The organism is Sphingobacterium paramultivorum, assembly GCF_014109745.1.
In the GTDB taxonomy this organism is placed as follows: Bacteria; Bacteroidota; Bacteroidia; order Sphingobacteriales; family Sphingobacteriaceae; genus Sphingobacterium; species Sphingobacterium paramultivorum.
Genome location: NZ_CP058555.1, coordinates 5,606,765 through 5,620,177 on the forward strand (window position 1 = coordinate 5,606,765; position 13,413 = coordinate 5,620,177).

Consider the following 13,413-nt stretch of genomic DNA (forward strand, 5'->3'; position numbering starts at 1 on the left):
TGATTTTACAATCTATTACTTTAGACAAAAAACTATAAATATGGTTTAATCCGAATTGTAAAATTAATAGGGATATTTTGCCACCAACGGAATCTGCCTTCCTGGACCAAAAGCTTTTGGACTAATACGCAGGATAGGCGGAGCTTGAAAACGTTTGAATTCCGCATTATTGACCAATTTACATACCCTTTCTACTAACGATTTTTCAAAGCCCATTGCTACAACCTCAGATCCCGCTTTCTCATTTTCGATAAGTTCAAAGAGGATTTGATCCAATAGATCGTATTCCGGTAGAGAGTCCGAATCTTTTTGATCTGGTCGAAGTTCCGCAGAAGGCGCTTTTTCAATGGTATTGACTGGAATGATCTCCCTTTCTCGATTGATATAGCGTGCTAAATCGTAGGCTTTGGATTTATAAACATCACCGATTACAGAGATGGAACCTGCCATATCACCATAGAGTGTACCATATCCTACAGCAGCCTCACTTTTGTTGGATGTATTGAGTAAAATATTGCCGAATTTATTGGAAGCAGCCATCAGAATTACCGCACGTGCGCGCGCTTGAATATTCTCTTCAGTCGTATCTGGCTGCAGCCCTTCAAAAAGGGGAGCTAAACTATGTTCGAAGGCATTGGCGATATCTTTGATCGGAACAATATAATGTTTGCAGCCGGTATTGTTGACGAGATCCATCGCATCTTTTATCGAATGGTCGGAAGAGTAAACCGATGGCATCAGAATAGCTAATACATTATCGGCCCCCAGAGCCTCGCAGGCCAAAGCAGCAACTAAGGCCGAATCTAGCCCACCGGACAGACCTAAAACCGCCTTCTTGAAACCAGATTTTTGAAAATAATCACGTAGCCCAAGGATCAATGCATCATGTATAAGAGCCATCTCAGCTATAGACTCTTTCGAAGAAGCTGTGGTGGAGGTGATATTTTGTTGATAATAGGTGACAAATTGAAGATCTTCTTCAAAGCTTTTTAGTTCAGCAATTTTTGTTCCTTCATTATTCAGGGCGATTGAACGACCGTCAAAGATAATATCCATGTGAGCGCCAATTTGATTGACATAAATTAGCGGTCTGCCAGACTTTGTAACCTGTTGGCTGAGAACCTTGATCCGTTCATCAAAATGGGTATAGGAAAAAGGGGATGCCGCAATGTTGATGAGGAGGTCTGGATTTTCTTTTCTCAACTCTGCCATGGGGTCACCAACATATGAATTGCCCCCTTCGTCATCATCCCACAAATCTTCACATATGGTTAAGGCAATTTTTACGCCGTTCAACTCGATACAATCAAAACGTCTGCTGGGCTCAAAATAACGATATTCATCAAATACATCATAATCGGGCAAAAGGCCTTTTTTAACAATGTTTCGGACTGCCCCGTGCTCAATAAATACAGCGGTATTATAAAGCTCTTTGCCCTCAGGATCACTATTTTTGACGGGTGCTCCGATGATACAGGCGATATCCTGACAATGAGCAGCGATTTGATGAATAGCTTCATCACATTGATGTTTAAAGGCCTTACTTCGCAAAAGATCCTTGGCAGGATAACCACCGATCGCGAGTTCGGAAAAAATAATAAGATCGGCTGCTGCTTCTTTGGCCTGTTGGATCGCGCTAATTATTTTTTTAGTATTTGCTTCAAAATTACCGATATGGTAATTCAATTGTGCTAAAGCTATTTTCATATGCTATTAATCGTCTAACTAAATAAGATACCAATTGATGTCGGATCTTCTCACAAATTTATTTCTTTTTTTTGATACTCAGCCCGCACTTATGCGAATAAAAGCGCTAAATTATCTTCCGACCAATTGATGGATATCTATTACCAAGTTCGGCCTGTAAGTAGAGTGAAAGCATAGTTGGTCCATGTTGAGTCCACCTTTTGAGCTGCTATCGTTGTAGATGTATGTTTTTTACAACGCGGGACGGTATTGAATGTGCTAAATTGTTTTAACATAATTTTAACAACGTTAAATGCTGTTAAATTTCTTGACATGAAAGCAGATCTGTAGTACCTTTGATATATCAAAAGAAACGAAAGATATTTAAAAATAATATATAAAGAACTTTTCATAATTTAGGTTAATAATTGGTTAGGTAAAGCTCGGAGTTCCCCACTTCGAGCTTTTATTTTTTCTAGAAACCTGTTTCAAGTTGTGTTTCAATTTCCTTCTTTTTTTAATTTAAAGTGTTGTCTTTGGATCATACCATTGCCGCACAACAGAGATTTTTTTGTTACGTAAGTATAGCTCCTTCCCTTTTTTCTCTTTTATTTTTTTGCGGGGAATTAGGATCTGATTGTGATCAAATTAACTCTTTCGACAGTACTTGTTCAGTGATCGTTCAGTGCTTGTTCAGTGATCGCTCAGTGTAGACTGAATGACCAGTGACTGATCACTGTTTAAGAATTGATTGAAAATTGTTATTAGGTATAAGTAGATATTAAAATATATCAGTTTTAAGATCTATCTTACTTTTAAGTTTTTGGATAATTTTGCAAACATTAAAACTATCGTCCAATAAATACATTAATCGTTGAAAACCTCATTGAACTAAAAAGCTCCTAAAATGATGTCATTTTAGGAGCTTTTACGCTTTATTGCTTCAAAAGGAGCGATAATTATTTTATATCCGTTACTTCAATTACAAAATCCAATGGCGAGTTTGCCGGAATAGTTCCCACAGCCTGGTTTTGGTATCCATAAAGGGAAGGTGCCATGATGTGAATTTTACTGCCCTTTTGTAGACCTTTTTCCGTTAAGCCGCCTAATTTCATGTCACCGATTTTTTGCGGAGCAAATGCGAAGGTCCAAGCTGGAATAATAGTGCTGTAAAATGGATATTGATACCCCGTGTTTGTGATGATTTCAAATTCTTTGGCAGTATCAGTTTGATCAAATACACTTCCACTCAATAATTTTCCAACGTATTTTACAGTCGGTTTAAATTTTAAGTATTTGCCATTTAATGTGTCAACCACTTTATACTCATAGTTCCCTGTTCCTTCGGCAAGAATTTCATACCAAATTCCCGTTTCGCTGTTGTATTGTGCAGCAGGGTAATTTTGGCTGACGTAATTTTTAAGTGTTACAGAATCCGTCTTAAATTGTGCGTTCGCATCATAAACCGGAGCATCGTCGCTTTTGTTACAGCTGATAATAAGGAAAGCGATTGCTGCAATTCCCATGAATAGTGGTGATAACAGTTTTTTCATTATATTTTTTATTGGTTTTTCAAGGAAAAGCTATTTTCTTTGTGAAGTAGCTTTGCAAATGTATATTATTTTTTCTTCGTTAAAAGTTTTCGCTATAACAATTAACATTTTGATACATTAATTTACACTTCTGAACGTGTACTTATAAAAAAGCCATTCTCACTAGGAGAACGGCTTCGATGAATGCATTATTTTTATTTCTTAGTTGGAACCCGTTGAGATAGTAGTAATCTCTATTGTATATGCAACAGGTGTATTTTTCGGTACTGTTATTTTTTCGCTACCATCTTTAAATTCTTTTTCGTCAAACCCTAGGTAGGAAGGTGCTACGAAACGAATTTTTGATCCTTTAACTAACCCTGATGATGTTAATCCATTGAATTTCAATTCGCGACCATCTTGGCTAATAACTTTTGGGATAAATGCATAATACCACGCGCCACCATATTTGTTAATCGCAGGGCTCAAGTTGCTGTAATTAGACGGTGTGCCTTCTTTACTTTGGTCGAATACAGTGCCATTCAATAGTTGTCCTTTGAAATTGATTGTTACCGAAGGGGATGTTATCACATAGCCTCCATTCCCAAGTTGAGCCTTATAAGTGTAAGATGTTTTATCTCCAGGATTCAGAACTTGATAAATAATCTTCGTCGAATCGTCTACAACGTAATTAGCTTGACCAGCGTCATCCTTGAAGTTTTGTTTAGCATATTCTAATAATAAAGGTGCCTGATCTTTGTATAAAGAATCTTGTCTTGCCTTTTCCTTTTTTATGGCTTCTTGTTGTTGTCTTATTAATGCATCATAATCGATATTATCTTTATTACAAGCCGTAAAAAGAACCCCCAGACACAAAAACGCCATTAATAATTTCGTGATATTTTTCATAATTTCTTAAAGTGTGTATTAATTATAAAATCCAAAACGCAGGAATAATGGCGTTCGCTACAAGTAAATGTTAAATTATTCTAAAAAAACGGCTAACTCCTTTGAGTTCAGGTATTTTTGTCGTATACTTTTTAGACGAAATTCGCTATCAAAACGTAGTAGAGTTGGGAAGATCATTTTTCTTCCTTTTAGCAATTGCAAAGCTAAAGGATGGTATTGTCCTGTTTTCTTTCTTTTGCTTAAGGGCCTCCACATACTTTGGTCAAAAGCAATGTCTTGGATAGATTCTGCATCTAAATGAACGGCATAGTAACGCTTGTTGATTAATTGGACAATCTCCTTTTTTGTAAAGATTTCCTGTTCCATTTTCCGGCAATAGCTGCACCAATCCGTATGAATAAAGAGGAGCGTTTCGCGCGGTGAAACAGTCAGGAGTGAATCCAGTTGTGCAAAATCAATCCAATTTATCCGCTCCTGTCCATGAGAACTGAGCGGATAAAAGAATAGGATCAATAGCACATATATTTTTTGGAAATGCTTCATATCCCAAATCCATGTTAATGAAAATGACCAACACGAAGGCCAAATGTATAAGTTCGGGGGCGTGTTGGACCATAGATATAATCTGAATCACGTAGCGCTCCCTTGTCGAAGTCCTTCTGAAAAGCATTGAACATGTTTTGTACACCACCAAAAATTTCAATGCTGAAATCTTTATGTATTGGAAAGGTGTACCCTAAGCGGAGATTTAATTCCACAAAGTCCCGGGCATTTTTAAGGGTCATTACATCTTGTTGAATATGTGGAACAATCATTTTTCCAGTGTACACGCCCGTCAGATCGATCGCAAATTGTTTGGTCGCTTTCAGGTTGCTATTCATATAACCATAGATATTTGGCGTACGGACATATTTCTTGGTGAGGATGTCCTGCCCGTCTTCTTTTCCTGTATAGATGAGTTGGTCTTTCTTATAGCGAGAACGCTGGATCGTCCCACCAGTTTGGAAAGAAAACCAGGAGGATGGCGCAATATTGATTTCAATATTGGAACCATACACCCGGGCTCCTTCACCATTTTGCATTTCCTGGATAATCAATCCATCTTTTTCAGACGCCATGACGTTGACAAACTGATTGTTTAGATCCGTGTAAAATCCTTCCACGAGCAAACTTGTCTGTACATTTCCAAAATTTTTATTGTAGCTAAAAGAGCCTGTATAGGCATTGGAGTATTCTGTTTTCAGATTTTCACCGATCAATACAAATACTTGGTTTCCGCCAATGGAAGTGACGTGCATGTCCTCATTAAATGCTTGTGGTGCACGGAAACCCCGTGCATAGCCTCCTCTAAATTGAAGGTCTTTTGTGATATCGTATAATATTGTCAATCTGGGGCTGAAAGTACCAAAACGCTGATCCGAGTTTCGGTTTATACCTGCGAGACTATATTTGCCGTCAACATAGGTGTAATCGTATCGCGCTCCGATTAAGGTTTTAAAGTTGCTTAAAGGCTTCCATTCGTATTGGGCATAACTCCCTAGTCCTTTGTTCTGCTGATCAATGGTTCGTTTATACCCTGGTATTTCATCCTGGGTATTGTTGTATGAAAACTCCACTCCGGCAGTAAATACATCTCTTTCAAAGTTGTAGGTATATTGTCCCCCGGCAACTAGCGCGATATCATTCGTTTTTCCATAGGCATTTGCGGCTAATGTGCTGTCCGCAAGGGTTGTTCCACCTCCAAGACCGCCATAGTAGCTGTCGCGAACAGTTTTCTGCACAGAGCCATACAACGACATTTTTTGCTTATAATCTGTGGAATAGTGATCGTATGTGATTCCGCCAACAAGCGAACTGGTTTCCAATTGCTCGGTAATCTGCGTCAGGTGCGGTACTTTATCGAGTTGATCACCACCGCGGCGGAACTCATTCACGGTGCTAAAATCAACCGTTATCTTATCCAGGTCACTCGGTTTGTAAAATAGTTTTGTGCCGAACGTGGTGTTACGAAGTTTGGTTATTTCCGAAAAACCATCGCCATTTGCATCGTAAGCTTCCCGATTACGGTGCATACCGTAGAATGTGGCTCCTCTTTTGAGGTCTTCCGAAACGGTAGAGGTATTAAAATCCACTGTATTATCCCAGCTTTTGCCGCCAATGAGTGAATTGGTGGATTTTACCTGCCAGTCGTTTTCTACAGGATCTTTTGTAATAATATTGATTGTTCCGGCGATCGCATTGGCACCAAATAATGCCGAACCACCACTGCGCACAACCTCAATACGATCGATCATACTCGTTGGAATCTGATCCAATCCGTACACGCTATTTAATGCGGAAAATACCGCCCTACTGTTGATCAATATCTGTGAATAGGGGCCCTCGAGGCCATTCAGGCGGACTTGTGAAAAGCCGCAATTCTGGCAATTGTTTTCTACCCGTACACCCGGCTGATAATTCAATGTTTCCGACATGGCAACAGATTGTGTCGCATTAAATAATTTTGGACCGATGACATTGACAACCACGGGGGCGTCCTTACGTTTGACGCCATAGCGTGTAGCCGAAACAACAACCTCATCCAAATTGAGGTTGTCTTCTTCCAGTTGAATTTGCAAAGGCGACTTCAACGTGTCTAAAGAGATGACTTTGCTGAAGGAGCGGTAGCCCACTGCCGATATATTTAAGGTTACTTTTTGCGTTGGTATTGCAGACAGCTTAAAGTACCCATTTGGATCAGATGTAGTTGCGAGCTTGCTGTTTTTTAAAGTCAGTGTACCAGAAGGAACCGCCTCATGGTTTTTGTTAAATAAGTAGCCTTCAAGTTTTGATTGGGCGTATATAGTGGATGTACCAGCCAGTAATGTGGCCAATAAAGTGTATTGCTTTAGCATCGTAATTTTATAAAAATTTTATAAATACAGGCCTCGTATAGCATGGTCTGTTCCTGGTTATGAACCGCGTTCAAGGCATTGCGTCTTATCGGAAGCAGGGTAATAGCTTGTTTCCGACAAGGTAATGTATGCCAATGAGCTCACTGAAACCATAATGACAGTATTCAGCGAAGGTTTTCGCTATTGTAACAGGGACAATTCTCAAAGAAGAGGCAAATAAAAATGGGATCAAAGCGGTATTTCATGCTGTCGTTCTGGAGCCAAGCGATTTAGCACATGCGTAATGTCTTACTTGTTTGCGCCAAGTTCGTTTGATCGTTATGGAACTAGCGACAGGCCTTCGAAATCTTTGATTTTTGGTTTATGCTAAGCTGGGGGGACCACGTAAGTGGTAATGATCGATCGTTGTGCTGATCGCCTCCGGACAAAATGAATTATAATGTTCTTCTTTTACTTCACGCGGAAGAGGAAGTTCAAGGACGGTAAATTCAGTTTGTACGTAGGTATTGTGATAGATGACATTGAGGTATTCGATTTGGTCATCTGTTTCTTGCGGTTTCTGTTTCTTGGTAAAATCATAAGGGTGGGTGTGCATGACAATTTCACCGGTTGATTTTACCTCTTTGTGCATAAAAACAACACCCGAAATAATAATCAGCGACATTAATACCAATTGGCAAAATGCGATAAGCTGACGTGGGGATTTCGTTGTTTTTCGGTACATAAAAAAGCGCTACTTTTTAGGGTAACGCTTCAAAAATACGATTTTATTTTGTGAGTATTCGTGATCTACCCATTAAATAAATATGAAATAGCTATATACTAAGCTTACAGTGCTTCCTGATTATTTAATCAGATGATTGTTGTCGTCTGGGAATACAACGGAAGGTTTGAACTGCTTAGCTTCTTCAAAGTCCATGGTTGCGTAGGAAATGATGATAACAATATCGCCTACTTGAACCAAGCGTGCCGCAGCACCATTCAAACAGATAATACCTGATCCACGTTGACCTGGGATGACGTATGTTTCAAGACGGGCTCCATTATTGTTGTTTACGATTTGAACTTTCTCGTTAGCGATGATATTTGCGGCATCCATCAAATCTTCATCTATTGTGATACTACCCACATAATTCAATTCCGCTTGTGTGACTTTAACGCGGTGAATCTTGGATTTCATTACTTCTATTACCATGGCGCAAAGGTAGGGCTTTCTGCTGAATTTGAAAGATTTGTCAATTAATTTGACAAATTATTCAGAATCATATTATCAATCAAACGGACACCTTCGACCCAGGCCGTGACAAGTGCGACATGCTGCTTGCTGAAATCGATGTGATCGACTTCTTTTAACGTTGAACTTTCACATAGCGCAAAGTATTCAACGCTAAGCCCATCGGTGTCTGTTAAAATCTGTAAGGCTTTGTCTTTTATTTCCGCTAGCGGGATAGCGTCATGTATATGATCTTTGACATATTGCAGGGAACGGGAGAGTGCCAAAGCCGTTCTTTTTCCAGCTTCACTTAAGCGCGCGTTTCTAGAGCTCAGTGCTAGGCCGTCTTGATCCCTAATGATAGGACATATCGCCAATTGAATCGCGAGATCCTTCATGGCTATCATGCGTTTGATAACCATGACCTGCTGAAAATCTTTCTGCCCGAAACAAGCAATATCCGGTTGTACCAATGTAAATAATTTATAGACGACCTGGGTGACACCTTGGAAATGGCCAGGGCGTTTTTCACCTTCCCAAATTTGGTCCAGTTCGCCAAGATCGAGATGCCAGACCTCATTTTTATCGGGGTACATCTCATCAACGCTTGGTAAGAAAAGGATGTCGCAATCGACGGATTCCAGTAATCTGATATCGTTTTCGATGGGGCGTGGATATTTTTCGAGATCTTTCGGATCGTTAAATTGTGTGGGGTTAACAAAAATGCTGCAAACACGAATATCACTGATTGGTTTTGCATAATTTAATAAGGACAAATGTCCTTCATGTAAAGCGCCCATCGTAGGGATTAGGGCTATTTTTTGACCTGTTGATCGGGCTTCTTGCAGGTATGCTTGGAGAGATGCTTTCGTTTTGAAAATTTCCACTTTGCTATTTAGTTTTTTGTTGGCAAAGGTGCATAATATTTTGGGAATATAAAACGATGATTAATAGTAAATTGCATAGTAAGTATTTTTTTCGTACCTTTGTAGACCGATTTTACTGTTCGAAAATAATAAATAAAAATAACTGGAGATGGCAAAAACGAAGATATTGTTTATTACTCACGAGATGTCGCCTTTCCTCGAATTAACTAAAATTTCTGAAATTACACGTCAACTTCCGCAAGCGATGCAAGAAAAGGGTTTTGAGATCCGGATCTTAATGCCGCGTTTTGGGAATATCAATGAGCGTAGAAATAGATTACATGAGGTTATTCGTCTTTCAGGCTTGAACATTGTTGTGGATAATAATGATAATCCGCTAATTATTAAAGTTGCTTCATTACCTGCGGCCCGTATGCAGGTGTATTTCTTGGATAATGAAGACTACTTTCAGCGTAAAAAAGTTTTTAGTGATGAGCATGGCGAATTCTTTGCAGACAATAATGAGCGTTCAGTGTTCTTCTGTAAAGGAGCGTTGGAAACTGTGAAGAAATTAGGATGGTCCCCTGATGTAGTACACTGTCATGGATGGTTCTCTGCTTTGGTACCGGCTTACGTGAAGACAACTTATAAAGACGATCCTACATTCAAGGATGCAAAAGTGATGTACTCTTTATTCAATGAAGAATTTAAAGGTACATTAGGTACAAAGTATGCTGAAATGGCGCCAGAAGGTTCCTTTAAAGCAGCGGATGCGCAGGTGTACGGTGATGGTAGTTATGAGGCTATCTATAAAGGTGCTTTGCATTTTACCGATATGGTGGTTGTCGCTGACGAAAATGTCAACACTGAAATAGTTGATTTTGCTCGATCAAAAGATATTCAGGTTTTTGAGCCTAATGGCGATCAGGACTACGATGCTTTTGGAGAAGTGTATGATCAGTTTGCGCCCGAAGAAGTAGAAGCGTAAGCTTTACTTGTCGAAGCGTTTCGAAAAACAAACAGACAATAATATAAAAAAGGCTATTCTCAAGGATAGCCTTTTTTTATGCGTCTTTTTTTTCCTCCGGTCGAACCGTTATTTCAATGATTTTCGTTGCGCTACCTGCTAGAAACCTTTTGTCGCGGTAAATGTAGCTGCGAATTGTTATCTTCGCAGTAATCTGTCATTGTTTTTAGATATCCATACCAGGGGATCTCCGCGAAGATAAATCGGGTTTGATCTATACCTCATAGGTTAGGTTATCAAATAGCATACATTGGCTGTATTTTATTATATATAATTCGTGTAATGAAAATTAAGGTAGGATTTGGATTTGATGTCCATCAGATGAAAGAAGGTCATCCATTTATTGTAGGTGGAGTGCAATTGGAGCATCATGCTGGTGCCTTTGGGCATTCTGATGCCGATGTGTTGGTCCATGCGATATGTGATGCCATTTTGGGGGCCGCCAATTTAGAAGATATTGGCTACCACTTTCCAAATACAGATATGCGCTGGAAAGGCATTAGCAGTTTATTGTTGTTAAAAGAATGTATGGCGCTGATTGCTGCGAAGGGATATACGCTTGGCAATATTGATGCGATGCTGTGTCTGGAAGCTCCTAAGATCAAACCCTATATCCCACAAATGAAAGTTAAACTGGCTGAAGCAACGGGTTTGGATATCGACGACATCTCTATTAAAGCAACAACAAATGAAACGATGGGATTTATCGGTCGTCAGGAAGGGGTGGTTGCCTATGCGGTTTGTTTGATTGAACGCGCGTAGTTCGCCTCAATATTTTCACGTTTAAATTCTTGCTTTTGGCCCAATTAGTAATACCTTTGCCAAAGTAGGGATTCTTGGCACACTATCTGATAGAGTGAGCATTAATGTCTTAATTGAAATCTTTAAAGATCAAAATAATGCAGTATCCAAGTTTGCAAAACACAACTGTGGACGGAAAAATGGGCTATGCAATGCGGTCTTTAAAATGAATAATATTTACGTCTGAAATTTAGTAAATAGATGAAACGAGTATCAAAAAAAAATCAACTTACTGAGGCTGATGTCAAACGGTATACGTTCAATTTTTGGAAAATTATCGTCGGGATCGTTGCGATAGGTTTCCTTTTTATATTGAGTATACGTCTTGGCGTATTTGGAAAATTACCCTCCTTCAGTGATTTGGAAAACCCCAAAAGTAATTTAGCTTCCGAAGTTATCACGGAAGATCATAAGGTATTAGGAACCTATTATGTCCAAAACCGCTCCAATGTAAAGTATAGCGAATTGTCTCCTTATTTGGTCAAAGCATTGGTTTCGACAGAGGATAAACGCTTTTATGATCACTCTGGGATTGACTACTCACGTACATTTACAGTTATCTTTCACACCCTGACCGGTAACAAACAGGGAGGAAGTACAATTACACAGCAGCTGGCACTTAATCTATTTTCGGATGGACGGCAAAAGAATTTTCTAAAGCGTGTCATCCAGAAATTTCAGGAATGGATTACAGCTGTTCGCTTGGAAAGAAATTATACCAAAGATGAGATTATTACCATGTATTTTAACACGGTAGATTTTGGTGCTTACAATACATACGGAATCAAATCCGCTGCGCGGACTTATTTCAATACGACTCCGGATAAACTGACAGCTGACCAAGCAGCCCTTTTGGTGGGGATGCTAAAAGGCCCAGGAGCATATTCTCCTGTGCGGTATCCAGAAAAATCACGTACTCGCCGTAATACGGTGTTGAATAATATGGTTGCCGCAAATTTTATTTCGGCTGAGGAGGCTACAAAAGCGAAAGAAAAACCACTTGGTTTAGAACTTAAGATCGCAAATTACGGTGAGGGTTTGGCACCATATTTTAGAGCGGTATTAAAGGATGAAATCAAAAAGGAATTTGCAAAATTGTCCATCACCAAACCGGATGGCACACCTTATGACCTCGATCGTGATGGATTGAAAATCTATACGACGATCAATATGTCTATGCAGCAATATGCAGAGGATTCGCAAAAAGAGTGGATGAAGCAACTGCAGTCTAAATTTGCCGCGCAATGGAAAAATAGGGATCCTTTTAAAGGGGATAAAGCCAAGCTGCTCATTAGTGGAATGAAGCGCTCTGACCGTTACCGTATTTTGAAAGAAGAGGGCTTGAATGAAGACGAGATCAAAAAGGCCTTCAATGTAAAGGTTCCGATGAATATATTTACATGGAAGGGAAGTGTTGATACGATGATGACGCCAATGGACTCCATAAAGTACAATAAACTCATGTTGCGCAATGCGATGATGTCTATGGAACCGAAGACCGGACATATCAAAGCTTGGGTTGGAGGTATTGACTTTGACCACTTCAAATATGATCAGGTAAAAATGGGTACGCGTCAAGTCGGATCAACGGCGAAACCATTTACGTACGCTGTGGCGATTGACAATGGTTATTCACCATGTTACAGTATTCCCAATTACCAACAAACTTATAACGGATGGACACCAAGAGGAAATGCACAAGGTGGAAACCCGATTACCTTAGCGAAAGCATTGGCTTATTCGCAAAACTATGCGACGGCCTATCTGGTGCACGAAGTTGGTGCTGCGGAAGTAGCTGCATTGACAAAACGGATGGGTATAACAAGTGATGTGCCCAATTATCCTTCGATCTCATTAGGGGCTTATGAAGCGTCCGTCTTTGATATGGTAGGTGCTTATTCGGCATTTGTGAATCAAGGAACTTGGATTGAGCCAACAGCGATCCTACGTATTGAAGATAAAAATGGTACTCCAATCTATGATAAAGCACCAAAGGTCGTAAAAGCCTTAAATAGTGAATCGGCTTATATTATTGTTGATATGTTGAAAAAGGTGGTATCCCAAGGTACGGCAAGACGTATTCAATGGATGTATAAGCTAACAAATCCAATTGGCGGTAAAACAGGTACAACCAACGATAACTCAGATGCCTGGTTTATTGGTATTACACCGGAACTGGTTACGGGTGTTTGGACTGGTGCAGAAGATCGAGGCATTAGTTTCGACAGGATGGAGTACGGACAAGGGGCAGCAGCAGCAATGCCAGTATTCGCTTACTACATGCAGAAAGTGTATAAAGATTCAAATTTGAAGTATACCAAAGGTGATTTTGAGCAACCTCAGGGTGGGCTTACCCGTGTCATTGACTGTAATCAGTATTGGGGCGGTGGTGGCTCTGATGTCGAAGATGGGTCTACGGATTCAAGCGGCAAAGATGCGACTAAACTAAAAGATGATCGCTTAGGTTTCTAAGTTATTTTAACGA

At 39.7% G+C, this 13,413-nt stretch carries 11 protein-coding genes; 3 read left to right on the top strand and 8 right to left on the bottom strand.

What is annotated here, in order from left to right; translation table 11 throughout:
• Nucleotides 1-63: 63 nt before the first annotated feature.
• The 8 genes from HS960_RS23175 to panC form a co-directional block, all read right to left on the bottom strand.
• Nucleotides 64-1,707: an NAD+ synthase gene (locus HS960_RS23175; protein ID WP_182330713.1), complete on the bottom strand. Its 1,644-nt coding sequence runs from the start codon at nt 1,705-1,707 to the stop codon at nt 64-66.
• Nucleotides 1,708-2,645: 938 nt separating this feature from the next.
• Nucleotides 2,646-3,239: an FKBP-type peptidyl-prolyl cis-trans isomerase gene (locus HS960_RS23180; RefSeq protein WP_120334972.1), complete on the bottom strand. Its 594-nt coding sequence runs from the start codon at nt 3,237-3,239 to the stop codon at nt 2,646-2,648.
• Nucleotides 3,240-3,440: 201 nt separating this feature from the next.
• Nucleotides 3,441-4,127: an FKBP-type peptidyl-prolyl cis-trans isomerase gene (locus HS960_RS23185; RefSeq protein WP_182330714.1), complete on the bottom strand. Its 687-nt coding sequence runs from the start codon at nt 4,125-4,127 to the stop codon at nt 3,441-3,443.
• 75 nt (nt 4,128-4,202) lie between these two features.
• The gene (locus tag HS960_RS23190) at nt 4,203-4,670 is read right to left on the bottom strand and encodes a thioredoxin family protein (protein WP_182330715.1); all 468 of its coding nucleotides are present in this window, start codon (nt 4,668-4,670) and stop codon (nt 4,203-4,205) included.
• A gap of 14 nt (nt 4,671-4,684) precedes the next feature.
• A complete protein-coding gene (locus HS960_RS23195) occupies nt 4,685-7,021 on the bottom strand; it encodes a TonB-dependent receptor (RefSeq protein ID WP_182330716.1) in 2,337 nt (778 codons plus the stop codon).
• A 361-nt stretch (nt 7,022-7,382) separates the two neighbouring features.
• The gene (locus HS960_RS23200) at nt 7,383-7,745 is read right to left on the bottom strand and encodes a hypothetical protein (RefSeq protein WP_088163055.1); all 363 of its coding nucleotides are present in this window, start codon (nt 7,743-7,745) and stop codon (nt 7,383-7,385) included.
• A 120-nt stretch (nt 7,746-7,865) separates the two neighbouring features.
• Complete coding sequence (gene panD, locus HS960_RS23205; protein ID WP_088163054.1) at nt 7,866-8,216, bottom strand: aspartate 1-decarboxylase; 351 nt, start codon at nt 8,214-8,216, stop codon at nt 7,866-7,868.
• Nucleotides 8,217-8,260: 44 nt separating this feature from the next.
• The gene (panC, locus tag HS960_RS23210; protein ID WP_153845741.1) at nt 8,261-9,121 is read right to left on the bottom strand and encodes a pantoate--beta-alanine ligase; all 861 of its coding nucleotides are present in this window, start codon (nt 9,119-9,121) and stop codon (nt 8,261-8,263) included.
• Nucleotides 9,122-9,269: 148 nt separating this feature from the next.
• Between panC and HS960_RS23215 the strand changes: the two genes are divergently transcribed.
• From HS960_RS23215 to HS960_RS23225, 3 genes are all read left to right on the top strand, one after another.
• Nucleotides 9,270-10,088, top strand: coding sequence for a glycogen/starch synthase (locus HS960_RS23215; protein ID WP_070570107.1), 819 nt, complete (start codon nt 9,270-9,272; stop codon nt 10,086-10,088).
• Between the two features lie 321 nt (nt 10,089-10,409).
• The gene (ispF, locus tag HS960_RS23220) at nt 10,410-10,889 is read left to right on the top strand and encodes a 2-C-methyl-D-erythritol 2,4-cyclodiphosphate synthase (RefSeq protein WP_070570337.1); all 480 of its coding nucleotides are present in this window, start codon (nt 10,410-10,412) and stop codon (nt 10,887-10,889) included.
• Between the two features lie 240 nt (nt 10,890-11,129).
• Nucleotides 11,130-13,400, top strand: a complete 2,271-nt coding sequence (locus tag HS960_RS23225) for a transglycosylase domain-containing protein (RefSeq protein WP_120334967.1) — start codon at nt 11,130-11,132, stop codon at nt 13,398-13,400.
• The last annotated feature ends 13 nt before the right edge of the window (nt 13,401-13,413 follow it).

Excerpts from the sequence above, each read along its gene's own strand:
- HS960_RS23175 (WP_182330713.1), bottom strand. The coding sequence starts at position 1,707 with ATGAAAATAGCTTTAGCACAATTGAATTACCATATCGGTAATTTTGAA.
- HS960_RS23180 (WP_120334972.1), bottom strand. The coding sequence starts at position 3,239 with ATGAAAAAACTGTTATCACCACTATTCATGGGAATTGCAGCAATCGCT.
- HS960_RS23185 (WP_182330714.1), bottom strand. The coding sequence starts at position 4,127 with ATGAAAAATATCACGAAATTATTAATGGCGTTTTTGTGTCTGGGGGTT.
- HS960_RS23190 (WP_182330715.1), bottom strand. The coding sequence starts at position 4,670 with ATGAAGCATTTCCAAAAAATATATGTGCTATTGATCCTATTCTTTTAT.
- HS960_RS23195 (WP_182330716.1), bottom strand. The coding sequence starts at position 7,021 with ATGCTAAAGCAATACACTTTATTGGCCACATTACTGGCTGGTACATCC.
- HS960_RS23200 (WP_088163055.1), bottom strand. The coding sequence starts at position 7,745 with ATGTACCGAAAAACAACGAAATCCCCACGTCAGCTTATCGCATTTTGC.
- panD (WP_088163054.1), bottom strand. The coding sequence starts at position 8,216 with ATGGTAATAGAAGTAATGAAATCCAAGATTCACCGCGTTAAAGTCACA.
- HS960_RS23215 (WP_070570107.1), top strand. The coding sequence starts at position 9,270 with ATGGCAAAAACGAAGATATTGTTTATTACTCACGAGATGTCGCCTTTC.
- ispF (WP_070570337.1), top strand. The coding sequence starts at position 10,410 with ATGAAAATTAAGGTAGGATTTGGATTTGATGTCCATCAGATGAAAGAA.
- HS960_RS23225 (WP_120334967.1), top strand. The coding sequence starts at position 11,130 with ATGAAACGAGTATCAAAAAAAAATCAACTTACTGAGGCTGATGTCAAA.